Source organism: Pseudanabaenaceae cyanobacterium SKYG29, from assembly GCA_025055675.1.
Taxonomy (GTDB): Bacteria; Cyanobacteriota; Cyanobacteriia; order Pseudanabaenales; family Pseudanabaenaceae; genus M5B4.
This window is the reverse complement of sequence record JANWWT010000001.1, coordinates 369,518-394,271: the sequence shown is the minus strand read 5'-3', so window position 1 is coordinate 394,271 and position 24,754 is coordinate 369,518. Positions and strand designations below refer to the sequence as shown.

The 24,754-nt window shown below is 48.7% G+C and carries 27 protein-coding genes and 1 tRNA gene; 14 read left to right on the top strand and 14 right to left on the bottom strand.

Features of this window, described 5'->3' with window-relative positions; genetic code table 11:
- The first annotated feature begins 50 nt into the window (after window positions 1-50).
- The 5 genes from NZM01_01895 to NZM01_01875 all read left to right on the top strand — a co-directional run bounded on the left by NZM01_01895 (window position 51) and on the right by NZM01_01875 (window position 4,018).
- Entirely contained in the window at window positions 51-1,346 is a 1,296-nt protein-coding gene (locus NZM01_01895; protein ID MCS6958786.1) for an ABC transporter substrate-binding protein, read from the top strand.
- A 30-nt stretch (window positions 1,347-1,376) separates the two neighbouring features.
- Window positions 1,377-1,763, top strand: a complete 387-nt coding sequence (locus NZM01_01890; protein ID MCS6958785.1) for a hypothetical protein — start codon at window positions 1,377-1,379, stop codon at window positions 1,761-1,763.
- On the top strand, window positions 1,741-2,628 hold the full coding sequence (rsmH, locus tag NZM01_01885) for a 16S rRNA (cytosine(1402)-N(4))-methyltransferase RsmH (protein MCS6958784.1): 888 nt from the start codon (window positions 1,741-1,743) through the stop codon (window positions 2,626-2,628). The genes NZM01_01890 and rsmH overlap by 23 nt, the downstream gene beginning before the upstream one ends.
- Window positions 2,625-3,062 (top strand): transcriptional repressor, encoded by a 438-nt coding sequence (locus NZM01_01880; protein MCS6958783.1) that lies wholly within the window; start codon window positions 2,625-2,627, stop codon window positions 3,060-3,062. Before rsmH ends, NZM01_01880 begins: the two co-directional genes overlap by 4 nt.
- Window positions 3,063-3,220: 158 nt before the next feature.
- Complete coding sequence (locus NZM01_01875; protein MCS6958782.1) at window positions 3,221-4,018, top strand: SpoIID/LytB domain-containing protein; 798 nt, start codon at window positions 3,221-3,223, stop codon at window positions 4,016-4,018.
- On the opposite strand, the gene NZM01_01870 is transcribed toward NZM01_01875, so the two are convergent.
- Window positions 4,008-4,259, bottom strand: coding sequence for a hypothetical protein (locus NZM01_01870; protein MCS6958781.1), 252 nt, complete (start codon window positions 4,257-4,259; stop codon window positions 4,008-4,010). The genes NZM01_01875 and NZM01_01870 overlap by 11 nt on opposite strands.
- A gap of 176 nt (window positions 4,260-4,435) precedes the next feature.
- Between NZM01_01870 and NZM01_01865 the strand changes: the two genes are divergently transcribed.
- The 6 genes from NZM01_01865 to NZM01_01840 all read left to right on the top strand — a co-directional run bounded on the left by NZM01_01865 (window position 4,436) and on the right by NZM01_01840 (window position 11,662).
- Window positions 4,436-5,656 (top strand): hypothetical protein, encoded by a 1,221-nt coding sequence (locus tag NZM01_01865; GenBank protein ID MCS6958780.1) that lies wholly within the window; start codon window positions 4,436-4,438, stop codon window positions 5,654-5,656.
- Window positions 5,657-5,692: 36 nt separating this feature from the next.
- Window positions 5,693-7,495 (top strand): DUF2779 domain-containing protein, encoded by a 1,803-nt coding sequence (locus NZM01_01860; protein MCS6958779.1) that lies wholly within the window; start codon window positions 5,693-5,695, stop codon window positions 7,493-7,495.
- Between the two features lie 65 nt (window positions 7,496-7,560).
- Window positions 7,561-8,268, top strand: a complete 708-nt coding sequence (locus NZM01_01855) for a phosphoribosylaminoimidazolesuccinocarboxamide synthase (protein ID MCS6958778.1) — start codon at window positions 7,561-7,563, stop codon at window positions 8,266-8,268.
- An 11-nt stretch (window positions 8,269-8,279) separates the two neighbouring features.
- On the top strand, window positions 8,280-10,181 hold the full coding sequence (locus NZM01_01850; protein MCS6958777.1) for a BamA/TamA family outer membrane protein: 1,902 nt from the start codon (window positions 8,280-8,282) through the stop codon (window positions 10,179-10,181).
- Between the two features lie 43 nt (window positions 10,182-10,224).
- Window positions 10,225-11,157, top strand: coding sequence for an aldo/keto reductase (locus NZM01_01845; protein MCS6958776.1), 933 nt, complete (start codon window positions 10,225-10,227; stop codon window positions 11,155-11,157).
- The gene (locus NZM01_01840) at window positions 11,111-11,662 is read left to right on the top strand and encodes a YbjN domain-containing protein (protein ID MCS6958775.1); all 552 of its coding nucleotides are present in this window, start codon (window positions 11,111-11,113) and stop codon (window positions 11,660-11,662) included. Before NZM01_01845 ends, NZM01_01840 begins: the two co-directional genes overlap by 47 nt.
- On the opposite strand, the gene NZM01_01835 is transcribed toward NZM01_01840, so the two are convergent.
- Complete coding sequence (locus NZM01_01835) at window positions 11,645-12,310, bottom strand: hypothetical protein (protein MCS6958774.1); 666 nt, start codon at window positions 12,308-12,310, stop codon at window positions 11,645-11,647. The genes NZM01_01840 and NZM01_01835 overlap by 18 nt on opposite strands.
- A 22-nt stretch (window positions 12,311-12,332) precedes the next feature.
- Here NZM01_01835 and NZM01_01830 point away from each other — a divergent pair, with 22 nt between their 5' ends.
- Complete coding sequence (locus NZM01_01830) at window positions 12,333-14,441, top strand: ATP-dependent helicase (GenBank protein MCS6958773.1); 2,109 nt, start codon at window positions 12,333-12,335, stop codon at window positions 14,439-14,441.
- On the opposite strand, the gene NZM01_01825 is transcribed toward NZM01_01830, so the two are convergent.
- From NZM01_01825 to NZM01_01810, 4 genes are all read right to left on the bottom strand, one after another.
- Complete coding sequence (locus tag NZM01_01825; GenBank protein ID MCS6958772.1) at window positions 14,385-16,592, bottom strand: PAS domain S-box protein; 2,208 nt, start codon at window positions 16,590-16,592, stop codon at window positions 14,385-14,387. The two genes, NZM01_01830 and NZM01_01825, sit on opposite strands and share 57 nt — an antisense overlap.
- A 77-nt stretch (window positions 16,593-16,669) precedes the next feature.
- A complete protein-coding gene (locus NZM01_01820; protein MCS6958771.1) occupies window positions 16,670-17,200 on the bottom strand; it encodes a hypothetical protein in 531 nt (176 codons plus the stop codon).
- An 83-nt stretch (window positions 17,201-17,283) separates the two neighbouring features.
- Window positions 17,284-17,940 (bottom strand): YdcF family protein, encoded by a 657-nt coding sequence (locus NZM01_01815; GenBank protein MCS6958770.1) that lies wholly within the window; start codon window positions 17,938-17,940, stop codon window positions 17,284-17,286.
- Between the two features lie 11 nt (window positions 17,941-17,951).
- Entirely contained in the window at window positions 17,952-18,593 is a 642-nt protein-coding gene (locus tag NZM01_01810) for an L-threonylcarbamoyladenylate synthase (GenBank protein MCS6958769.1), read from the bottom strand.
- Between the two features lie 149 nt (window positions 18,594-18,742).
- Here NZM01_01810 and NZM01_01805 point away from each other — a divergent pair, with 149 nt between their 5' ends.
- Entirely contained in the window at window positions 18,743-20,086 is a 1,344-nt protein-coding gene (locus NZM01_01805; GenBank protein MCS6958768.1) for a DUF697 domain-containing protein, read from the top strand.
- On the opposite strand, the gene NZM01_01800 is transcribed toward NZM01_01805, so the two are convergent.
- From NZM01_01800 to NZM01_01780, 5 genes are read right to left on the bottom strand one after another with little or no spacing between them, the layout of a single operon-like run.
- Window positions 20,060-20,200 carry a photosystem II reaction center protein Ycf12 gene (locus NZM01_01800; GenBank protein MCS6958767.1) on the bottom strand — a complete coding sequence of 47 codons (141 nt, stop codon included), beginning with the start codon at window positions 20,198-20,200 and terminating at the stop codon, window positions 20,060-20,062. The two genes, NZM01_01805 and NZM01_01800, sit on opposite strands and share 27 nt — an antisense overlap.
- Window positions 20,201-20,242: 42 nt before the next feature.
- A complete protein-coding gene (locus tag NZM01_01795) occupies window positions 20,243-20,674 on the bottom strand; it encodes an SH3 domain-containing protein (protein MCS6958766.1) in 432 nt (143 codons plus the stop codon).
- A 33-nt stretch (window positions 20,675-20,707) separates the two neighbouring features.
- Entirely contained in the window at window positions 20,708-21,490 is a 783-nt protein-coding gene (locus NZM01_01790; protein ID MCS6958765.1) for an MBL fold metallo-hydrolase, read from the bottom strand.
- A gap of 5 nt (window positions 21,491-21,495) precedes the next feature.
- Window positions 21,496-21,999: a DNA recombination-mediator protein A gene (locus NZM01_01785; protein ID MCS6958764.1), complete on the bottom strand. Its 504-nt coding sequence runs from the start codon at window positions 21,997-21,999 to the stop codon at window positions 21,496-21,498.
- A 28-nt stretch (window positions 22,000-22,027) separates the two neighbouring features.
- Window positions 22,028-22,864: a diguanylate cyclase gene (locus NZM01_01780; GenBank protein MCS6958763.1), complete on the bottom strand. Its 837-nt coding sequence runs from the start codon at window positions 22,862-22,864 to the stop codon at window positions 22,028-22,030.
- A 154-nt stretch (window positions 22,865-23,018) separates the two neighbouring features.
- On the opposite strand from NZM01_01780, the gene NZM01_01775 reads away from it, so the two are divergent.
- Window positions 23,019-23,098 (top strand) — tRNA-Leu (locus NZM01_01775).
- Between the two features lie 30 nt (window positions 23,099-23,128).
- Here NZM01_01775 and NZM01_01770 read toward each other — a convergent pair.
- From NZM01_01770 to NZM01_01760, 3 genes are read right to left on the bottom strand one after another with little or no spacing between them, the layout of a single operon-like run.
- Window positions 23,129-24,076 carry a slipin family protein gene (locus tag NZM01_01770; GenBank protein ID MCS6958762.1) on the bottom strand — a complete coding sequence of 316 codons (948 nt, stop codon included), beginning with the start codon at window positions 24,074-24,076 and terminating at the stop codon, window positions 23,129-23,131.
- Window positions 24,077-24,114: 38 nt separating this feature from the next.
- On the bottom strand, window positions 24,115-24,402 hold the full coding sequence (locus NZM01_01765; GenBank protein MCS6958761.1) for a hypothetical protein: 288 nt from the start codon (window positions 24,400-24,402) through the stop codon (window positions 24,115-24,117).
- 35 nt (window positions 24,403-24,437) lie between these two features.
- Window positions 24,438-24,737, bottom strand: a complete 300-nt coding sequence (locus NZM01_01760; GenBank protein MCS6958760.1) for a 30S ribosomal protein PSRP-3 — start codon at window positions 24,735-24,737, stop codon at window positions 24,438-24,440.
- Window positions 24,738-24,754: the final 17 nt, after the last annotated feature.

The window sequence follows — 24,754 nt, the reverse complement described above, 5'->3', positions numbered from 1 at the left end:
GACAGAAACCTGTGTCACAATAACACCGAAGAGAATCTATCGTGGCAGATATGACATTAGGACGCTGGCTGACTCAATTCCTGTTAGTGCTACTAGCTGGGTTGACCACGATCGGTGTGGTAGCCTGTGACCGCCTAGCCAAAGCCCCCACAACGGGGGGGAGTAGTCCCAGTGGGCAAGCTCAAGCTCTCAAAGTAGGAGTATTGCTGCCTATAACAGGTGACCTATCAGCCTTTGGCGAACCAATGGTGAAAGCAATCGAGATGGCAGTGGAAACAGCTAATGGCTGTGGCGGGGTGCTGGGGCAACCAGTCCAACTAGTCAAAGAAGATGACCGTACCTCGGAAACAGCGGGGGCAGAGGCAATGAATAAGTTAGCCACGATCGACAAAGTAGGGGCAGTAGTGGGAGCCTTTGGCAGTGGCATTTCCAGTGCGGCGTTGGCAGTGGCTGTACCCAACCAGGTGGTAATGGTTTCCCCTGCTAGTACCAGTACTGTATTTACCGAGCGGGCACAAAAGGGAGAATTCCAGGACTTTTGGAATCGCACCGCTCCCCCTGACACCTACCAAGCCGCCGCCCTCGCTAAACTTGCCTACAATAAAGGCTTTCGTAAAGTCAGCACTATTGTCATCAACAACGACTACGGCGTGAGTTTTGAAAAAGTCTTCGTGGAGACCTTCAAATCCCTAGGGGGGGAAATCCTCAACGAACAAGACCCCAGTCGCTATGACCCCAAAGCTACTACATTTGAAGCAGAAGTGCGGAAAGCCTTTGGCAATAAACCTGAGGCAGTAGCAGCTGCTCTTTACCCCGATACTGGTGCGGCGGTCCTAAAATCTGCCTATGAATTGGGATTATTAGAGGGAGTGCAACTGCTTCTAACCGATGGGGTACAGACAGAAGCCTTTCCCAAAGCAGTGGGGACAAAACCCGATGGCAAGATGATCATTGCCGGTGCCCTTGGGACTGTTCCCGGTGCCGATGGCAAGGGCTTAGAGCAGTTCCAGAAAGACTACGAGGCGAAGTACAACCAACCGATCGGTGCCTTTGTGCCCCATGCCTACGATGCCACCACCTTGATTTTGCTGGGGGCAGAGGCGGCCAAGTCTAACCAGGGAGCACAAATCAAAACTAAAATTCGCGAGGTAGCTGCTCCCCCAGGGGCAGAGGTAACCAATATCTGTGAAGCCCTCCAGCGGGTACGGGAAGGGCAAGATATTAACTACCAAGGGGTAAGTGGTAACGTCGACCTAGATAGCAATGGGGATGTGCAAGGTGCCTATGATGTCTGGACAGTGGAGCCTGATGGCAAAATCAAGATAGTTGACCGCATTTCCGCGTAAACTTTTAAGTATGAAGAAATAGAGAAGTTTATGGGACTGGAACTGCGGGAAGCTCCTCCCCAGGAAGTAGCTATGTATGCCCCCTACGTGCGGGATGTGAATCGCCGTGCCCAACTGCCCTTTGCCTTGGGGTTGTACAGAGCTGGGGAGTTAGTAGGGGAACGCATGATTGAGGGGGGGCCAAGTGTACCGTTTGTGGCAACTTGGCGAGTGGCTAACACTCCCTTGGACTTTACATTGTGTAAGTTCATCTTCGACAACCAGCCTGAACTCAGCTATGAACTACAGATGGTCAACAACGAATTCGTCAGCTATCTCATCGACGTTGTCAACCTCTACAGGGAGAAACAGCTGATCGACTTCCCTACTATCTTCTACAGCAAGCTCTTCCGCATTGAGCTGTCCAAACCAGAATAGTTACCATGTGCCCGTCCTAGCCCTAGAGGTGTTGGCGGGACTTAACCTACAGGCAGGGGGCAGCTACCTAGACTGCACGGTAGGTGGGGGAGGGCACAGTGCGCTGATCTTGGCACACCAGGACACTACTGTAACTGCCATCGATCGGGACGCAGCGGCTATAGAATTTGCGCAAACCCGCCTGCAGGAATTTGGGGAGCGGGTGCACTTCTGGCGGGGCAATTTCTGTGAATTCGTTCCCCCCCATCGCTTTCACGGCATCGTTGCTGATTTAGGGGTGAGTTCTGCTCAGTTGGATAGCCCCGATCGGGGTTTTAGTTTTCGCCACACTGCCCCCCTGGATATGCGTATGGACCAGAGCCAGGCATTAACGGCAGCGGATATTGTCAATACCTACTCAGAAACCGCCCTAGCGGATTTAATTTTTACCTGGGGAGAAGAACGCTTTAGCCGTGCTATTGCCAAGGGGATAGTCCAAGCCCGACCCTTGTACACCACAACGGAACTAGCAGAAGTAATTAGCCGATCGGTACCCCCCTTTTACCGCCGTGGGCGTATCCACTGTGCTACCCGTACGTTCCAAGCTCTGCGGCTGGCGGTCAATCGGGAGCTGGAATCTCTGCATGCTTGGTTACAAGTCGTACCTGATTGGTTAGAACCTGGGGGTAGACTGGTAATTATCAGCTTCCATTCCCTGGAAGACCGCCTGGTGAAAACCGCCTACAAAAACGACCCCCGCTTAGTAATGGTGCACAAAAAACCGATCGTGCCTACTCCCCAGGAAATTGCTCAGAACCCCCGAGCCCGCTCTGCTAAATTGCGGATCGCGGAAAGAAGCAGGCTAGTTGGCAACTTTGGTCTATGACATCTCCCCAGCAAATCACCAAGAAGCAGACCCTCATCCTCAACCTTCTCCAGCAACTGCAGGAAGCAGTCTCTGCCCAGGAACTCCATCGGCGGTTGAAAGACCAAGGCTATGGTATGGGTTTGGCGACCGTCTATCGGGGGCTAGAAGCCCTCAAACAGCAGGGAGCTATTAAAGCGATTATTACCCCCACCGGCGAGACAGTTTACAGCGCCCTAGTCCTCGATCGCCATCACCTCTACTGCCTTAGTTGTGGGCATTCCTTCCCCATTGAAACCTGTCCCCTCGAAGCACTCAATATCCAACTGCCAGCTACCTATAAGTTTCACATCTACTACCACAGCCTGGATTTTTACGGCATCTGTGACAATTGTTGGCAGAAAAAGCACCTAGACCAAGGTCAGGCAACAGAGTCAGTTAATTTCCAGAAATAGCCAGGAATTTAAGGATATTTTCCCCTAAACCTAGACAAACACCCCCCGATCGGACTATTCTCTTACAGGATTCGGCAACTAAGCCAGTATTCCCTCCCCTCTGGGGCAAACAAAGGGGAAAGTGAAGCAGTAATAAGATGTACTGGTGTGAGTGAAATATGGTAAAAACAACGATTCGATCGGTACTCCTAGCGCTCCTGCTAACTGTGGTATCTAGGGTGTCCCCTGTATTTGCCAGTGTAATGTTACGGGTACTAGTCCATGAAGAACCAGGAGAAGAAATCAAGGTAGCCGTCAGTCAACCGGGGCGGCTAGAAGTAGGTGGGCAAGTTACTCCCCTTAGCCCCGGACAGTGGTACGCTATTCCCGCTTTTCCCCCCGCCCGCATCACCACCAGCAACAATGGGCTGATTCAAATTCAAGACACCCTCTACCCTGGGGAAATCCAAATTAGCCAGTGGCGGAACCAAACGATCGCTGTCAATGTCTTGCCCCTGGAGGAATACTTGCGCAGTGTTGTCCCCAGTGAAATGCCTGCTAGTTGGCACTTAGATGCACTCATGGCTCAGGCAGTAGCTGCCCGCAGCTATGCTATCAACACGCAAAAGCAGCGCAAGTGGGGCAATGCTCCCTATGACTTGGTCAGTGACACCAGGGACCAAGTTTACAAAGGCTTCTATCGCTTTGACCCCCAAACAGGACTGACTAAGCCTGTTATCCATCCCCGCAGTGACCAGGCTGTGGCTGCCACGGAGGGCTATATCCTCAGCCCCGAATTCAAAGGCTACTATCGTGCCAGACTAAAACGGGAGTGGATTAGCTGGGGCAATGGCTATATGCCAATTGCCGACGGGCAACACCTAGACCAGGAAATGAGTAACCAGATGGCAAAACGGGGCTGGAACTGGCTACAGATTCTCGGCTGGTGGTATCGCACGCGCCCAATTAAGTATTAATCGCAGCAAATTTACGATCGCGGCTGAGCTGGTGTACCGACACCCGTTTTAGCCCCAACTTGTCTTCTAGTTCCTGCAGGTAGTCTACTCCCTCCCCTGCCTGCTCGCGGCGATCGAGTTCGTCCAAAAGCTCTAGGATTTCTTTATCCAGTCCAGGCTTACCTATGAATAGATGCATAAGGGTTTCACTGCAGTCATCGTCGGGGTAGATCGGGACGTAGTAGATATAGGGAGTCTCCATAGCTTTACCTTTGCCGAGTGTATTCTATCTTACTAGTTAGATAGGCAGGTGCGGTGTCAGAAATGATCCTGAACAAATCTTTTACTGGCATAAGAGGACAGATTTCTGGCGACAGACCTACCATAAACGAACTGACTGCGTTATAACATAGTCACGCTATCCGCGAGGAACAATCCATGCCCCCCCTGTTTGCTTTTGTTGCTTGTCGGGATTTTTACATTAGCTGTGAGCGTAACTACAATCCCAGCCTAGAGGGGAAACCCGTGGTCTTGCTTGATGAAAATGAATGCATCCAAGCCCTGTCACCAGAAGCCAGGCAATTGGGGCTGCAGCGGGGTGTGCCTTTGTTTCTCTATGCCGATCGGGTGCGCCACCAGGGGGTGGTAGTGTATCATGTCAACGAACTCCTCTGCCAGGACATGATGCAGCGGCTGCAGGAGATGCTGAAAAATTTTGGTGACCCCATTGCAGTCTGGGCACCTGGTCGTCTATTTATAGAACTGTTTGACCCTGTAGATTATCGGCGGGGCGACAAAGTCACTTGGATAGCGGAACAGCTGCTGGCAACGGTGAAAGTGGGGACAGGTATGTATGCCCATGTGGGAATTGCCCCTACTAGGACTCTAGCTCAACTAGCAGCGTGTTTGGGGTTCAAAGACTTTAGCAATCGCCAGCTACAGGAAGAGATGTTGCCCCGCTTAGGAGTGGGGAGTGTGTGGGGGATCAGTCCCACCTACAAGGAATTCCTCAGGGCAGTGGGGATTCGCACAGCTTTCGACCTACGGGAGGCTGACGACAAGGTAGTGCGCCAGGTCATGGGAGTAGTAGGTCTGCGTCTAGCTTTGGAACTACGTAACATCTCCTGTCTGGAGGAGCGGGATTTTCCTGCTCTGGTGCCTGAAATCCTCAGTTGGCGCAGATTTGCCCAACCAATTACCAGTCTGAGTCAGTTGCAGGAAACGATCGGTCTGACTGTCTCCCTGATGGCGCAGCAGTTGCAAGCCCAAAAGTTAGTGGCGCGGTTAATGGCAATTTCCCTCTACCCCAGTACCCAGCGGCAAAACCTGACCACCACTTTGCTCAAATTGCCTGTACCCCTCAACACTCCCCAGGAATTAGTCAATCAAGCTCAGCAGGGGTTGCGCGATGCCTTTACCGAGGCAGATAGCTATAACCAGTTGCGAGTTGTCTGCTCAGGCCTGAGTTCCACCCTACCACCTACGGCAGCCGTCCGCCAGTCGGAATCCACCATGCGGCGCATGGACAGTCTCAATCAACGGATGGGTACCAGTGCAGTGGAGATTGCAGAAGCGGGTATGCAACGGTTGCAACAATCTCGGTTGAGTCGTCGCATCAATTTGCCTTTTTCTACCCAAAAGAAGGTGGCAGAGGGGTGACACTATGATACGGGTAGTGTAGTCAACTACAGTCCTATGGCAGGTTTCACAACCCCTTTGCTCTCCGAATATGACTATAAATTAGCCCGCTCTTGTCTGACTAAGCTGTATTACAGAAAGCATAATTACCCCACAAATAATAGCTTTACTGCCTACGATCGTTGTCTCACCGACGGGGTGTTTATGATTTATGCCCTTGCTCAAGTGTATCTGCAGCCCCTGTTGGCGGTGGAATGTGGCAGTTCTCTGGAGCTGGGGACACAGTTGACGCTTGACCTATTGCAGGCACCCCAGGTGACTTTGTGGGAACCAGTGTTGGTGGCAGGGGGCAAGGCAGCCCGTCCTTTTGTCCTGCGTAAATCCCACCAGGTCTATGAGTTAATCTATGTGGCAACCAAGGGGGGCAAGGTGTTACGCCATCCCAAAAGCCAGAAAATTCAGAGTGAGTGGCTTTCTCCTTTGCTCTCCCTGGCTTTTCAACAGCTGATTTTGGCGGAACTAGTACCAGCGGGACAGATAAAGTGTTCTTTATTACTCCCCGATCGGGATTTTGTTGCCCAGGGGGACAACTATCACTGGGGATTTCGTCTGTATCGGCAACCCAGGGGAGAGGTTTTATCCCGCTTTAGTGGCGTAAGGCTAGACATAGCAGCGGGACACCGCATACCCCTACAGAAATTTTTTACCTTGGTGGATGTCACGGCGGAAGTAGCAGAAGTGAGAACAGAAATACAACCAGAAGTCAATCGCCTCCTGCATCTGTTAGCCGAGGGACTCCCCAAACCGATCGTGCCTCTGGACAAACACTGTAAGGACTGTGAATTCAAGGTGGAGGGGGTGGGGGGGAAAGATGGCTTTCGCGAATGCTGGGGGGAACTAGCCCAGACCAAGCATCATATCTTTGATTTTTACCACGGTACGCGGTTGCACAACGGCAGTAAAACGATCGTGCGCCATTTGGTGGAACAAGGACAAGCCAGTATGTTTGCCGTTCCCCTAGAAGCCTTGGCGGAGAACTTTCACGGACAGCGGCAACGAATCCAACTGCATTACACTGCCCACAATCAAGAGTGGCTCTCCCCTGACATCCTGCCAATTCTGGCAAGTTTTACCTATCCCCTCCGCTTTATCGATTTTGAGACTGCCCGCCTTGCCCTCCCTCCCTGCCGTGGGCTAAGTCCCTACACGATCGTGGCGTTTCAGTGGAGTTGTCACACGATTCCTGCTCCAGGTGCGCCACCCCAACATCAGAGTTGGCTTTCTTTGGAGAAAGACTTCCCTAACTGGGAGTTTGCCCGTACTCTCAAGGAGTACCTAGGGGATGGGGGCACTGTCTTGACCTGGGGGATGCATGAGTACACCGTCCTCAAGGAGATTGCCAATCAGATGGAGCGCACTAATCATCCCGATCGCTGCACCAGAGACTGGCTTATCCATCTCCCCCCCCTCGTTGACCTCCATGCCCTGACTCTCAAGTACTACTTTCATCCCCGCATGGGGGGACGCACCTCCCTCAAACGCGTGTTTCCCGCTATCTGGCAGACTAACCCCTACCTCCACAGTCTTTCCTGGCTGCAGGAGTACGTCAAAGACACCATCGCTAACCCCTATGCCCAACTCGATCGGTACCAGTTACTCGATCGGGAAGTTGTGATTCAAGAGGGCATGGAAGCAGCCCTTGCCTACCATGAATTTCACTACGGCAGCGCTAAAGGCAATCCTCTGTGGGGCAAGTTACTAGAACAATACTGTCGCTTGGACACAATGGCAATGGTTGTAGTGTGGTGGCACTGGAGCTACCTTAGCCGCCAACTGTCAATCCCACCTGTGGGCAAGTAAACTAGCCATAGGCAATTGTTTCTGCTGTTCTATGCTATGGTGAAATCGCCCAGAAAAATGCCACCATGGAAGAAGTTCTATACGAAGGCAAAGCCAAAATTCTTTACAGGACAGACAATCCCTCTGTCTTATTAGTGCATTTTAAGGATGAAGCAACAGCATTTAACGCCCAGAAAAAAGGCATCATCCCCCACAAAGGCGAATATAACTGCACGATCGCTAGCCACATCCTCCAATATTTACAACAGCAAGGTATCCCTAATCACTTTATTCGCCAAGTTGCCCCTGCCCAGATGTTGGTGCAAGCGGTGAAAATTTTGCCTTTGGAAGTGGTAGTGCGCAATATTGCTGCTGGTAGTCTATGTAAACGCTTGGGGATAGAGCAGGGGCGGCTGTTAGCTAAACCAGTGGTGGAATTTTACTACAAAAACGATGACCTCGGTGACCCTCTCCTCAACGAAGACCATATTGCGCTGTTACAGTTGGCGACTCCTGACCAAGTAGAACTGCTGCGCAATCAAGCACTGGCAATTAACGATCGGTTGCAACCTTTCTTTCGGCAGCGCCGTCTGAAACTGGTGGATTTCAAGTTGGAGTTTGGGATAAATGGACAAGGTGCGCTAATATTGGCAGATGAGATCAGCCCCGATACCTGTCGCCTGTGGGACTGGGAAACCGATCGGGTGTTAGACAAAGACCGGTTTAGACAAGATTTAGGGAGTGAAAGCGCTGCCTACGCTGAAGTTCTCCGTCGCGTTATGGAATCTACCTGACCTTTATTGCTATGCGTTCTCTGATTGTTTTGTTACCTGCGTTGTGGTGTGTTTCTCCCTGCCTGCCCCTGCGGGCCCAAACCAATGGGGAAGCTAGAATCCAAGTTGTGGAAGTAGTGGTGGTGGATGGGGCAGGGAAGAGCCTCCCCCCAGAGCTGGAAAAGGCTGCCTATGCTGCCATCGCCATCAGACCAGGGGCAGTTATCACCCGATCGGACATCGAAAAAGCTGCTAACGCCGTCTTTGGTACAGGTTTTTTTGTCAACGTGCAAGCGCAGCCGGAGAACACACCCCTGGGCATTCGCCTGAAATTTATAGCCCAACCGAACCCGCCCCTGAAAGCAATCCTCACTGAGAACACTCAGGTTTTAGACAGGGGTCTCAAGGATAGCCAGGGTAAACTACAGACAAAAGAGCAGATTATTCAGAGCTTGTTTGGCGAACAGTTGAACAAAACAATCAATCTTTTAAGTTTACAGGAATCCGTTAAAGCCCTAGAAAAACTCTACCAAGACAACGGTTTTGTCCTAGCCCAAGTGGCAGATATCCGATCAGCACCCGATGGCACTATTACATTGGTGTTGGCAGAGGGGGTAATAGAACAAATTAGAGTGGGGTTTCTCAATGAAGAAGGCAAGACAGAAGACAAGGAAGGCAAACCCATCCGCGGTAATACCAGAGAATTCATCATCACCAGGGAACTGACTACCAAGCCGGGGGACGTCCTCAACCGCAACACGATCCAAGCTGACCTGCAGCGAGTGTTTGGTTTAGGGATTTTTGAAGATGTCAATGTCAATCTCAATCCTGGCACTGACCCCAAGCAGGTGATCGTCAATGTCAATGTGCGGGAGCGGAGTACAGGGTCAATTTCCCTGGCAGCAGGGTTGAGTTCGGCAACGGGTCTCTTTGGCGGTGTCAGTTTTCAGCAGACCAACTTTGGTGGCAACAACCAAAAAGTCGGTTTCGATGCCCAGGTGGGGGAACGGGAACTGTTGTTTGACCTCAGTTTTACTGACCCCTGGATAGGGGGAGACCCCTTTCGGACTTCTTTTAGTGCCAACATTTTCAGCCGTCGTCTGTTTAGCTATATTTTTGACAACCCCCCGACCGCCCCTGTGGGTATTGGTGTAGGGGAAAACAAACAGGAAACACCGCGGGAGAATCGCCTAGGCGCAGGTTTTAGTTTCTCCCGTCCCCTGGGGGATGGCAACAGTGGCTCGATCGGTTTACGGTTTGAGCAGGTGCGCCTTTCCGATGTACCAGGGGGGACAGTGGCAAGGGATGGGTTAGGGAATCCCCTGAGTTTCAGCGGCACCGGTGAAGACAGTTTAGCTGTGGCCCAGTTAGCCTATGCCACCGATCGGCGGGACGACCCTTTACAGCCTACGAGCGGTTCGCTTTTGCGGGTAGCGACGGAACAGGCCCTGGTATTTGGGGGTAACAGTGCTCTTTTCAATCGGCTGCGCGCTAGTTACAGTTTTTATGTTCCCGTCCAGTTCGTCAATTTTACCCCTGGTCCCCAGGCCCTTGCCTTCAACATTCAAGGGGGAACAATCATCGGGGAATTTCCGCCCTACGAAGCCTTTAGAATTGGCGGCACCAACTCCGTACGCGGTTACGACGAAGGCAGAATTGGCAGTGGTAAGAGCTTTGCCCTCCTCTCCGCTGAATACCGCTTTCCCATCTTTTCTATCCTCAACGGGGTCATATTTGCTGACTACGGCACAGATTTAGGCACAGGCAACCAGGTTTTGGGCAGTCCCGCCATTGTGCGGGGTAAACCAGGCAGCGGCTTTGGCTATGGCGGCGGTATTCGTATCCGCTCCCCCTTGGGCGCTATTCGCATCGACTACGGCATTGCGGAGGACGGCAATACGCAAATCAGCTTCGGCATTGGGGAAAAATTCTAGGAGAAAATGCTACAGTAAAGCCTAGAGCAGACAGGGGGGAGAGATGCAGACAGTCACGATCGGTTCTGACACTATACCCGCTTTGGGGGTAGGTACCTGGCAGTGGGGGGACAATTTGTTTTGGACCTATGGCAAGGACTATGGTGCTCCCCAGGTGAAGACAGCCTTCGATAGTGCTGTGGCAGCGGGACTGACCTTTTTTGATACAGCGGAAATCTACGGTAATGGGGAGTCGGAGCGGCTGTTAGGGGAATTTGCCAAGAAGACCAATCGTTCCCTGTTTATTGCCACCAAGTATTTTCCCTTTCCCTGGCGCTTTGGGACTGATGTGATTGACAAAGCGATCGATAACAGTCTGGCCCGTCTGCAGGTGAAATGTATAGACCTCTATCAAATTCACTGGCCCTTCCACTTCCTCATCCCGGAGAAAACACTCCTCCAAGTTCTGGCAAAGGCAGTTAAGCAGGGCAAGATCAAGTACCTAGGAGTCAGCAACTACTCTGCTAGTCAGATGCGCGCTGCTCACAAAATTTTGGCAGATTTGGGCATTCCTCTGGTCAGTAACCAAGTCAATTATTCTCTGTTGGTGCGCAAAATAGAAAGTAATGGGGTGTTGGATACAGCGCAAGAACTGGGCATCAAAATAGTTGCCTACAGTCCCCTTGCCCAAGGACTACTGACATGCAAATACAAAAACACTAATCCTCCCAAAGGAGCAAGGCAATTGGATGGTCGTTTTGGTCCCAAGGGTCTTGATCAACTCCAACCTCTATTTCGTCTGCTGCAAGATATTGCCAAACAACAGGGTCGTACCCCTGCCCAAGTCGCCCTCAATTGGGTGATCCGCAAAGGGGCAATTCCCATTCCGGGGGCAAAAAACGGTGACCAAGCTTCCCAAAACGCTGGTGCCCTGGGCTGGGAGCTTACGGATGTCGAGATGGCGCAACTCGATCGGGCGACCCGCAGCTACTTGTAGTATATTAACCCTGGAAGAGTTCTCCAGCAAATTTATGACCACAATGACAGCTCAAGAGACGGAAGAACTGCTAGAGCAAGTAGAGGAGACGGTGAGTCACAGAGACACGATCGAGACCGTCATTGCCAGCATGGCAGAAGAGGGGACGGCAATGGTCAATCAAGCCAAAACAGGTTGGAAGTTTCGCTATGGCACAGTAGATGTAGCGGTGAGCATGACTGGGGAAGACCCCACTGATACTTTTACAGTTGTGGCAACAGTGATGTCCCTGCCGGTACAAAATGAGCCAGAACTGTTCCGCTACCTGCTAGAGAAAAACGCTACGGACACCTTTGAAGCCCGCTTTGCCATTGAAGCCGACCAAGTCATTGTGGTTAGTTCTCGATCGGTGGAAGACCTGTCGGCAGCGGAAATCTCCCGCATCATTACGATCGTAGCCACCATTGCTGATGAATACGACGAGGAGTTAAAAGAGAAATTTCCCCCCTTAAATCCGTCTGCCTAGGAAGTCGGGAGCAGTGACGATGGGGGGTGTTTCGCTATAACTACCAGCCCAACGGCGATACAACCAATCTCCCAAGGCATGATAGGCATAATCCTGGTTATAGACAGCAGCAAGACTGCGAATAGACATCAGGTGGCTGTTTTGGGAGATATATTTTTTAAGTAGCAGCATCGCCCATTCTGTAACATAGGGAGCCATCAAAAAACAGTAAAAGCCAAAGGCTAAAGGCGAATTGTGCAAGCGACGAAAAGCAATACCACTACTTTGTCCCTGTTCTGCCAGGGAGTGGGCAAGTTGCAGAGAACGAGCAAAACTTTCCTGGGCGGAGGGCAACTGTTGACAGAGATGATTAATCAGAGTACGGGGAGACAACTTATTACTGCAAGCCAGGGCAATCGAGTGAGCAACCACTAGAGGTTCGGGGGTAGTAAACAATCCCTGCAACATCTGAGGTTCTTGGTGCCAATACAACCCACTGGCAATTGCCATCAGACTATTTTCCGCCACCTGTTTACCTTCCACCAAGCGTGTGAGCATCTCTAGGGCTTGCTTTTCATCTAAATTGGGCATCTCTTGAAAAATTGCCCCAAAAGCCGCACAAAAAGATTGATAAACCGATCGGATATTTGCTTTAATCTGAAGAGTCATAGGCAGAGAGAACAGCCAGACCTTGATTCTATCACCTGATTTTAAGCTCAGACCAAGCCAAGCGGAAGTACTAACCTACCGAGGGGGGAAGATGGGTATTGCCGCTGTGCCAGGGGCTGGGAAAACCACCATCATTCAATGTTTAGTCATCAAACTAATTCAAGCAGACGGTGTAGCCCCCGATCGGATTGGTGTAGGTACCTACATGCGTTCTGCCCAGAGTTATCTAGCTAGTAAATTTGCCGACTATGGCAGGGTAAGGGTATTCACACTTCATTCTTTGTCTTTGCAGATTCTGCAAGAGTTGTATCCAGGGGGTTTTAGCTTCAACATCCTGGAGAACTATCAAAAAGACAAAATGATCACTGAATTAGTAGAAACATGGTTAGAACTAAACAGAAATATCTGGCAAAGTTGGCAAATGCTGGAACAGGAAAAAAAAGAAGAGAAGCTAAAAGGGGAGTTGGTCAAAGCTACAGCTAGTATCATTAGCAAAGCCAAGCAAAGATGTCTCAGCCCTTATCAAATCATTGCTTCTCCTGGGTCGCCCTTGGCAGCAGCTGTGGAATTATACGATCGTTATCAGCGCAACTTAGAAGACCAGCACTTGATTGACTATGATGACATGGTAGTGAAAGCTGTAGAATTGTTGACAGAGAACAAATACATCCGTCAAGTTACACAAAATTGGTTTGATTATTTACTGGAAGACGAAGCCCAAGACAGTTCCCCTTTACAAGCAGAAATGTTAGAGATTTTGAGTGCCCGATCGGGGAATTTAATCAAAGTCGGTGACCCCAATCAATGTATTACGAGTACTTTTACCAACTCTGACCCCCGTTTATTCCGTAGTTTTTGTCAGGAATATCAACGCCACACTCTCAACGAAGCCAGCCGCAGTAGTCAAAAGATTATTGATCTAGCCAACTATTTAGTTGATTGGACAAACAGTGACTATAGTCCCCCTGAACTGCAAGCCGCCCTCACACCACAGCATATTAAACCCGCTGGCAATAATCCGCCCAACACTCAATCCCAAGTTCACTTTGTTAGAGTGCAGGGTGACCTAGAAACAGAAATAGATGAGATTACCGATCGGGCAATCCAAGCTCTCCAAGACCGAGCTGGACATAGCATTGCCATTTTAGTTCTCTCTAATGAAGAGGGGAACAATGTAATAGAAGTTTTACGACGCAAGGGTATCCAGCCCAATGATTTACTACGCTACAATCGGGCGGCTAAGCAGTGGTTTACAACCATTTTTCACATCACCAAATTTCTCGCCTCACCGACGGACATCACATTTCTCCTAGATGTATTAGTTAGCGTTTTAACTAGAAAAAACATTAGTCAAGCCCAAATTGATTTAATCACCAAGCGGATTGGCAATTACCATCCTGAAGATTTGCTCTATCCTATGGGGGGAGATTCTGTATTTCTCCCAACAATTGCAGGACTAGACCAAGAAGTAGGAGAGGAAGCCATCATTATTTTGGAACTACTGCGGCAGTGGCTAGAACAGGCAAGTCTGCCTTGGAGTGATGTACTTAGATTGATTATCCAACAGTTAAAGCCATCCCCTGATGACTTATACTTGGGTAATTACTTAATCGCCCAATTAGAGAAATGCTTTGCCCCCAAATTATTAATAGATTGGGGAGATTTAAGTTACGAAATAAGTTTAGTTACTGAACGTCATCTCAACAATATGCCCAAAGAAATACAAAACTACAAACCCGAAGCGGGCACAATTACAGTGGTTACTGTCCACCGCGCCAAAGGCTTGGAGTGGGATGAAGTATTTTTAATAAACTGCAGCGCCTATCAATTTCCCGTCTTTGTTGGGGATAGGAATAGCACATTTGATTTAGAGAAGGAGATGCTCTACCAGTGGCAGCAAGTGGAAAATCAGCAGACTAAAGAAGACTTTGATGCAGTTGTCTGGCAAGAATTGGTAGAAGAAAGAGCAAGATTGTTGTATGTGGCAATCACAAGGGCAAAAAAACATCTCACTTTATCCCTGGCCACTAACCGCTACGGCAAAGAACAAATGTCATCGGTCTTGTTTGATCAGTTAGAGGAATTTACGCTCAAAGGGAATCGTGAAATAAAAAGTGCTACCCACACCTAATGTACTCTCTACCCAAATACGACCGTTGTGATGCTCTACAATCGTTTTACATATTGCCAAGCCCAAACCTGTCCCCCCTTTGTCTCGCCGATCGGAACTATCTACCTGTTGAAACTTATTAAAAATTTTGTTGATGTACTCAGGGGGAATACCGCGACCATTGTCAGCGACACTAAACAGAGCTTTGTCTTCCTGGTGACTGACAGATACAACTACCTTGCCCTGGGGTGGCGAAAACTTAATCGCGTTACTTAGCAAATTGGTCAAGACCCTGACTATACCATCAGCAGAGGCAGTGATGTCCAAAGCAACTGTTTTTTGCTCTATTGTGATGTCGTTTTGTTTGGCGAGCGGTTGCAGGAGAGTGACAGCTTCATGGACTAGGTCTTGCACATTGCAGACCGCAAAGTCTAAGATTTGCCTACCTGATTCTAACCTCTCTAAATCTAGGATGTCATTCACTAAAGCTAATAAGCGCTGGGAATTCTGGTAGGCTACTTTTACCATTTCTTGTAACCGATCGAATCGCCTGTGATATACACCCGCTGCCACTAATTCTAAAGCACCCTGAATCGCAGTTAAAGGAGTACGAATTTCATGACTAACAATACCAATAAACTCATCTTTCATCCGATCGAGTTCATACCTTTCTGTTATATCCCTAGCAGCTGCATAGATCAAATCATCACAGGCAATGGCACACCATTCCAGATAGCGATAACCTCCATCTTTAGTGCGACAACGATTAACAAAACCATTGACAGTCCCACCCCTTGTCAGCGATCTGCACACGCTGATTGTTACGTCTATATCATCAGGATGAAGGAAATTGATGTATCTCCTACCTTCTAATTCCCCTAAACTGAAACCTAAGGTTTTCTCCCATTGTAAATTTAGTCTGAGCATTGTCCCCTCGTAGTCGACAATACACAGTAGGTCAGGTGTAACAGCAAAGAAACGATCGAGTTCTTCTACTTTACTTTGTAACTGGGCTTGAGTTTGTTTTAACTCCGTAATTTCAATGATCACACCGTACCAAGCTATATCCCCATTGGGGCGTTTGATGGGGCGGGAACTAGCCTGTAACCACTTAATATTGCCAGAGGGAGTGATAATCCGCCATTGGCAGCAAAATGGAGCCTCTGTTTGCAAGCTTTTCTGTACTGCTGCCTGATAATTAGCTATGTCTTCAGGATGAATTATTTTAATTACCACAGAAGCATCAGCATATATTGCAGAGATAGGAATTTCCAAGATAGTTTCGTGGGCAGTGCCAACATGCTCAAATTCGTAGTGACCATCAGATTTCATCACAAAAATATAAAGCGCGGCGGGGGAAATATCAGAAATTGCTAATAGTCTTGCCTCACTTTCTTTGAGTGCTTCTGCTAGTAACTGCCGATCGGTTATGTCTATAACAAAGCCCTCGGTCGTCATATTGCCGTCAGCATCAAAAGTTACAGTAGCTTTGCTACTAACCCATTTTAGTTGACCTTGGGGAGTAATTAGGCGGTGGTCAAATTTAAGCAGGGGCAATTTCTCTCGTATTACTTTGGCTATTTCTTCTTTTACCTTCGCCACATCATCAGGATGCACTAAACTCCAGGCTAACTGCGGATTTGCCAATACTTGTTCTGGGTCAAACCCAAATAGTTCCCTAGCTTGCCGACTCATGTAGTCAAATCTTTCTGTTCCATCTGCACCCAGGAAATATTGATAGACAACCCCTGGTAAGTTTTCTGTCAGTTGGCGATATTTCTGCTCACTTTGCCTGAGGCTATTCTCTAGTTGTTTGCGATCGGTGATGTCGGAAGCTACACCAATTACACATTCCTGCCCATTGATAGTAGTAACCTGTGCTGATAACAAGACTGTTTTGTTAGTTCCTGAACCTGTCTGCCAGCTGACCTCCAGATTTTTTACTTGTCTTTCATTAGTCAAACAGCTGTGTAGCTTGTAAAAATCATTAGTGTTACACCACAAACTAATATCACGGCAGGTTTTGCCAATTATATCCTCTAACTCTCTTTCAATTAAATTACAAAAGCTCTGATTGGCATCCAAACAACGTCCTTCCTCAAAAGTCGCAATCCAAGCAGGTTGGGGGCTGTCACGAAAAATTGTAGCGAATTTAGACTCTGAGGTTTGCAGATGGGACTGTGTAGCTCGCAGTTTCTCTTGTTCCTGTTCGTATTGTTTAATGACAAAATAATTGTTACAGAAAGTTACTATACTTGCAAATATAAAAGAAAAAAAGTATCACTGGCTTGAGCAAATTCTGTTGGATAAGGAATAATAAATTCAGGGTGTGCAATCCTAATGAAACCCGTGGCTGTCACTAACATGAGGACGAAAATTAGAGCAATCCACCTCGGTCTGGCAATTACAGTCAAATATTGAATAGTAGTTAAGCTGACTGCAAATACAGGTCCTTTTGTTCCGTCATTGACACACCAGATCATTGGCATCAGTATAAACAGAGACATTATTTGCACCACCAACAGCCCTTGATGTGGTCGTTGCTGCCGACAGAGGTAGTATAAAATTGCAAATATCAGGGTTATAGGAACAATAAATACGGCAGTAAGAAGGTTCAACCCTATAAGACGATCAGAAAAAAGAGCAAGCAAACAAAAGATAATTCCTACTAGGGTATTGAAGTTTAGTATTCGTTGTTCTAGCGACAGTTGAGCATCACCTAGGAACAGTCTGGTTATTTTTGCCCAGGGAAGGCTGAGGTTGACAGACAGAACATTCATGATGTTGATACTTGTTCAGCAATAAAATCTTAACATATGCCAGTTATATCTTTTGTAAACTTGAAATGGCTTGAAAGTTAATGTCATTTAATTCCTTCAAATTTACCCAGAAATCTGGGCTTGGCATGGGTAATGTGTATCTGCCACAGGGCTTTGATAGTCGCCATAGTCTCACGCAATTGGTAGTAATTTAAGGTCGATCGGTTATATCTCAATTCATCATTCGTCCCTAGTCCCTGTGCTCTGATTCCCAGTTGTTGACAGGTGTAAACCGCACGGGGTAAATGGAAGGACTGACTCAATAAAATGGCTGCTTCTACACCAAAAATAACACGGGCACGGTAACAGGTATCATAGGTGGAAAAGCCAGCATAATCTAGAGTAATTGCGCTGGCAGGTATGCCCCGATCGATGGCATAGCGTTGCATATTGGTTACTTCATCGTAGTCACTACTACCGTTGTCCCCACTCATCAAGATTTTTTGAATTTTACCCTGTTGGTAGAGAGCAATGGCTTGGTCTAACCGATCGGCAAGCATGGGGGTTGGTGTGCCATCGGCGTAAACTCCTGCCCCAAATACAATTCCTACCCTAGTTGGTTCGACGGCATCTATCTGCGTGTGGCGCAATTTTTGCGTGACAAAATTGACATACCAAGCGGGTGCAAATAACAGTAAACCGATCGAGATCACGATACCCATGGCACCGTACCAAAGCCGTTTTCCCTGTCCCACAATCACTAACTCTCCCCCTAGTCAATTTTTAGGGCTAGATGGCTGACATCCCCTAATCCTGCCCGTATCAGTATAGGTTCTTCTCCACTTAAGTCAATAATGGAAGAGGTTTCGTACTGTAAATCTAAACCATCGTCAACAATTAAATCTACCATTTTGTCAAAGTAATCAAATAATTCTGCCTTACTCAAATAAGTGGGATAGACCTCATCTTGTCGCCAGTTAGCAGAGGTGGAGATAATAGGATTGCCCAGGGTTTGTAAGAGAGCTTGACAGATTTTATGGTCGGGAACGCGAATACCCGTTGTCTTCCGTTTGGGATTCATCACCATTTTCGGTACCAGTTTAGTAGCAGGCAGAATAAAGGTGTAGGGTCCAGGGATCAAGCTCTTCATGAACCGATAGGCTTTGTCTGTTACGACAGCGTAATGGGCAATGTTGGATAAAGAGGAACAGAGAAAAGTCAAGGGCTTGTCGCTGGATAGTTGTTTGATCTGTTTGACTCTGGTCACCCCCTCTTTAGAGTGTAAATCACAACCAATGCCATAAACTGTGTCCGTGGGGTAGAGCATAACCGCTCCCTGACGCAATTGTTGACAAATCTGCTCGATCGTTCTTGGTTGGGGATTTTGCGGGTGTAGTGCCAAAATGGTTGCCATAAATAAGGGGAGACTGGTTGCCAAATTTAAGTATATGCCCACTTCTCCGTATTATTTTGCTAAATGTTACTGGGGGTTTGAGAAATTACTATTGTAGATGTTGCGACAGAGATGACCTAAAATAGGGCATTATGCGTAGCAATAACCGAATGAAGGCAAATTGGCAACTCTACGGTATAGCTAGTTTAGGAGTGTTAGTTCTCCTGGGGCAGACGGGCAATTTTTTCCAGAGCTGGCAATTAGTGGCAGGTTTGATGGTATTAGCTGTGCTGCTACTGCTGTGGCGACGACCGCCCCAAACACCTATAGTTCCCCCCACCCGTGCCGAAATTAGACAGGAATTAAGAAATGTAGAAACGGTCATCACAAAAATCCGCTCTCTATCCCTACAAAAACAATTGCAATTACAGGCAAGTAAGTTGGAGAGCCAAATTGACGATTATGCCACCTTCACGATCGGGGTCTATGGTGCTAAGGGAGTCGGTAAAACTGCCCTCATTAACTCCCTCAAAGGTCTGGTCAAACCACCTAATGTGCGTGAACCGCGCAAGTTGATTTTGCTAGAAAGCAGAGATTTAAGTACTCTGCCAGCCACGGACTTAATCCTATTTGTCATTGATGGTATTTTGAAAGCCTCGGAGTATCGGGAATTGCTAGAACTGCATAAACAGCAAAAGCGGGTGGTGCTAATTCTCAACAAGTCTGACACTTTTTTACCCAGCGAAATTGACATCATTAAATCGGATATTGGCGAACACACAGTTAACTTTTTAGCACCCCAGGATATTCTCGTTTGTGCCAGTGCTCCCAGTCCCATCAAAGTTAAACAGCCTGACGGTAAACAATGGTTAGAAACGGTACCTCCAGATGTCAAAGCAGTAAAACAACGCCTAGAACAAATCCTGGCAACGGAATGGGATAGCCTGCAGGTGCAAAATCTCAAACATCAGGTGGAACAGTTGCACCACCAAGCCCACCAAACGCTCTGTCAGGACTACCGTCGCGACGGGGAAAAGATCATCCAAAAATACCAGTGGATTACAGGGGCAACGGTCTTTGCCAATCCCCTCTCTGGTCTCGATCTGCTGGCTAATGCGGCTATCAATGTGCAAATGTTGCTGGAGTTGAGTCAAGCCTACGATCGTCCCATTACCATTACAGAAGCCAAGGAAATGGCAGCCATCCTAGCCCAGGCGATGCTCAAACTGGGGATTGTGGAGTTAGTGACATCCACGATCGGCAATATGATCAAATTCAACACCCTCACTTTTGCCCTGGGTGGTTCACTCCAAGCTTTTACTGCTGCCTATTTGACGAGGGTGGGGGGTATTAGCTTTATGAAGTACATTGAACAGGAGTTACCCCCCGTTACCAATCCGCCCCAGCCCCTAGAAGTACTCTGTCAGGAGACCTACCGTGATATGGGCAGCCAACCTCTGATTCGCGCCTTTCTCCAGGAAGCCAGCCTACAAATCGCCACCCCGAAAGGCTAGGACGGCGATCACAATGGGACCTGCCAGCATAATCAAGGCTACGCAGAGTAATTGAAAGATGAGGTCAAAGGGGATTCCCGCTAGAGCATCAGTCAAGTTATTCAAAATGTCCATATTTTTCCCTTAGTTAGATGTTAAAACTATACCGCTATGGTATCAGAAAACCCGATCGATATTTGCCGATCGCACCCAACCGGTTGCCCCTGTACTGTCATCGCGGATTTTTAGCCATTCCCCGTCTTCTGTCTCCTCTAGGATGGAGATTTCGGCATTAAAGGGCACACCACTACTCCCCCCACTTTCACTAGAGGGGGATTCCCTTAGGACTAAGCCAATGTCGGGCACCACTTTGCCTTTACCGATCGCTGGTACTTCTGGCTTCTCCTCTTCCACTTTTGGTGCAGTGGTGGGTGGCGGGCTAACAGCTTGGGGCGGGGGAGGGGTCTTGGCTTTAGCAGCACTGGGAAATTCAGGACGGGGGGGGGGTTGGGTATAGGGTTGGATTAAGCGCCAAAGATTGAATCCCAGGGTGAGCACTACACCCAAGACAAATAGCAAACCAACGTTCCCGCGAAATGTACCGCTCATAGGCACGCGCTCAAGCTACCTTGTTGTACCACATTATGGGCGTTTAGGCGGGGTAGTTCTCTGGAGAGGAGCAGGGGTTTCCGCAAAGACAACAATTTGCAGTGTCTGGGGTAGTTGGGCGACCGTCCAACTGGCGGTGTTGCTATTCAAGCGCTTGACCACATCGGGGGGGAACAAACTGAGAAAGTCGGACAAAGGTTGCAGGTCACAGGCAGCAGCATCAGCTTTGGCAGGACGATAGTGGACAGGAATTACTATCCTGGGATTGAGACTGGTAATAGCACTCTTAGCTTCTTCGGGGTTGTAAGCTTTAGCTCCCCCCCCCACAGGCACAATAGCCACGTCAGGACGACCCATCAAGATGCGCTCCTCTACTAAAAACGGGGCTGCCGCTCCCCCCAAGTGTAGGATATTAATACCCCCCTGTTGCCACCGCCACGCCACATTAACACCAAACCGCCTGCCCTCAGAACGATCGTGAGCCATGCGAATCCCCTGGAATGTCATCCCCAGTAAATTGTAGGAGCCGGGTTGAGAGAGAATAGGCGTAGCCTCGGGGACATTCGCCACAAAACCTTCGTCTAGGAGAGCAGAACTAACCAAGACCAAATCTGCCGCTGGTTTGGGTGTGGGACGACCAGCATTACAGCCCACTGACTTAAAGGGATGGGTAAAAATCCGCCGTTTGCCATCTTGGAACAAAAAACTCATGTGCCCCAACCAGGTGACGGTAAGGGGTGCTGCCGCCGCGATCGGGGATAACAGGAGGCTCATGCCCAGTCCTACCCCTGCATGGATAAAATATCGGCGTTGCATAAAGGCTAGTCGAAATAAAAGAGCGTGACGACTTTACGCTGTTCTTCTGCCTCTTGGCAAGTACGGAGGAGGGTATGGCTATCATGGAAGGCAAAACAGATCAGCTGCTGGCACTTCATAATAATTTCTTGATTACAGAGAGCACTGGCTTCCCCCAAACTGAGGTGATTATTTTCGGCGTGCTCAATTAGATGAATTACATTTGCCAGTTGTTCCTGGGAGTCTGGGGATTGTTTAGACAAACTCTGGGGTAAAATCACTGTCAGCAAGTTAGGGTCAGCCCGCAATACCCCCCGAATTACCGCAAAATTGGTGCCTGTCGAACCAGAAGTGATAATACGATTGCCTGCTAAAGCCAGGGCATAGCTCAATAGCTCTATTAGATTCTGATGGGTAATAGGCACATGACGAGACCCTAGGATCGCAATCCGTTTTGACCCCTGCTGTTGGATCATCGCCAGTTCTTGTAAAAATTCGTCTACTTTCGGTAAGTCGATCGACTTGGTCAAGGGGACTCTTCCTGTAACGAGGCGCACATTATCTTATCTTACACCGATCGGTCAAATCTTGCACAGCATACCGATTGCGTCCCAATTCCTTGGCTCGGTAGAGCATGGTATCAGCAACTTGGATCAAGTGAGGTAGGACGACTTGGGAATGGGGCACGATCGTGGCGATACCAAGACTGAGGGTGACGATATTAGCAACGGGGGAGTAGGCATGGGGGATGGCTAACTCCTGGATGACCCTGAGAATGCGCTCGGCAATCATAACAGCTTGATAGGCATCGGTATTGGGGAGAATAATGCCAAACTCTTCACCGCCATAGCGACAGACCATATCAGAACCACTGCGCACCACGGAACTAAGGGCATGGGCAATTTTTTTCAGACATTCATCCCCTTGGGGGTGACCGTAATGGTCGTTGTAGGGCTTGAAAAAATCCACATCACAGAGAATGAGGGAGAGGGGAGAAATCTTTACCTGCATTAGCTCCCACTGTTGGTAGAGGTAGGTATCAAAGCGACGGCGATTGCCAATCATTGTCAGCGCATCGGTTTCCGCCAGGAGAGTGACCATTGCCATTTCCTGTCGCCATTGGTCATCGATCGCATCCCCATGGGCAACTAGAGTTTCCAAAATAATCATCAAGTCCTGTTTTTCCTTTTCACGGTCCCGTGCTACCTTTTTGAGATAGAGCTCCATCTGGTGGCGCCGCTGAATTTCATCTCGCAGCTGCTTATTAGCTTCAATCAGTTGGGCTTCTACTGCGTCTCCATGCTCGACTGCTACTTGGAGAGCTGCTTCCAAGTCTGCTTTCTGTTCCTCCAGTTCCTTGATCCTTTGTTTTAGTTCCTCCACCTGGTCAGACATGGGGAATTAGAACAGCTCCTTGCCTTAATCTTAACTAACCTTTGCTGGGGGCAAGGGAAAATTTTTTCGCTCGTCTACAGTAAAGGAATTGGTAGGAACAAACTTGTTGTTGGGATGAGGGTGGTTGCACTATAATTAAAAATACTTTGTAGTTGCGGTCATGGCGGAATTGGTAGACGCGCTACTTTGAGGTGGTAGTGGGCAACCGTGGGAGTTCGAGTCTCCCTGACCGCATAGGCTTGGAAATGGAGAAGGAGAGAAGGCCTATTTGTCTGAACTGCTCAGTTGATTAGTTTGCAGGCTTTTCAGTACACTGCCTAGCTCCATAGGGAAGAGAATCACGGTGTTGGAGGGACTACTAGCAAGACCGTCTATTGTCTGTAAAGTACGTAGCTCTAGGGCAATGGGATTATCCCGCATCAGCTGTGCTGCCTCAGCAAGGTTCTGGGCAGCTAACCGATCGCCCTCTGCCTTGGTGATTGTAGCCCGTTTTTCCCGCTCTGCGGAAGCCTGCCGCGCCATTACCTTTTTCAACTCCTCCGGCAAATCGAAGTCCTGCAGCTGCACAGAGTCGATGTCAATACCCCAATTCCTCACTTTCTCTCCCACAATTGAGGCAATTTGCTCCTGTACTTTTTCCCTTTCCGAGAGCAATTCATCGAGGGTAGAAGCACCGACTACATCTCTCAAAGCCGCTTGTGCATACTGAGCTGTAGCAAAGCGATAATTCTGTACCTTGGTCACCGCCAGACCAGCGTTTTTTACCACTAGGAAAAGAGCACTATCCACTACCACAGGTACATTATCACGGGTAATGGCTCTTTGTTTGGGGATGTTAATCACCTGTACCCGCGTATCAACGAAACGTACACTTTCTATGACGGGTACAACGTAGAAGATTCCTGAACCACGTATTTCGGAAAACTTGCCTAGAGTCAAGATGACAGCTTTTTCCCACTCCGCTGCTACCCTCACCCCCCTGACTATCTGACCCCAAATAGTACTAGCAATGACTGCTCCTACCAAATGGGGCACCCTCTTTCCCCACTGTGCAGGGTTGGTCCCTCCCAATATCAGAAACAAAATTAAGGTGGGTATCCAAAACAGGATGTTCCTGATAGGACCGCCTAGGAAGATATGTTCTACGCCTGGAGTAGCATAGACTTTGCTTATATCTCTATCTTCCGGCTTTAGCTCCTCCTTACCTTCCATCTCCTTCCTCTCCCTCCCCGCTTAAATAAAATCGTATACTACGTGAGGTCTTCCTGCCAACCGCAAGCTTCGCAGCGCCAATGGAGGGGAGGGAGCTTACGCCGTGAAAAGGGTCTGTTACACTCAGGGCATCTGCCAGTGAAGAGGGGGTGCCAATCAAATTCCTGGAGAATGCTGTACTGGTTAATGTCCTCTGGTTCCCAAAGGTCTGAGCTTTCAAAGTCGGGGCAGGTAGGAGCATCTACCCCATCGGGATGGAGGGCACATACCAGAAAGTGGCTGTGGGAATAGAAGCGACAACGATCGCAGTCTTTTATCTTAGCCATGGCAAGACAGTGGTCACCTCCCTTGCCATAATAACCTAGGAGCTGCCTGTAAATATTACGTCAGGGAATTTTTGTTGCGCCTCCGACATGGGTTTGCCCTTGCCTTCTTCTTGCCAGTAATTGATGACCTCTGTGGCTTTGTTGAGAATCATAATGCGGTCTTCATCGCTAATCCATTTCTTCGATTTGATTTCCTCATTGAGCTGCTCCCAGGCATCGTCACGGGGCCAGAAGAAATATTTGGTCAGGGGGCTATTCCCCTTGCCCACAATCTGGTCTACTGCCAGGGCAACATTGTCTTCCAGCCACAGAACTTTTAGCACAAGTTGGGTCAAACTGGTCTATCCTCCAA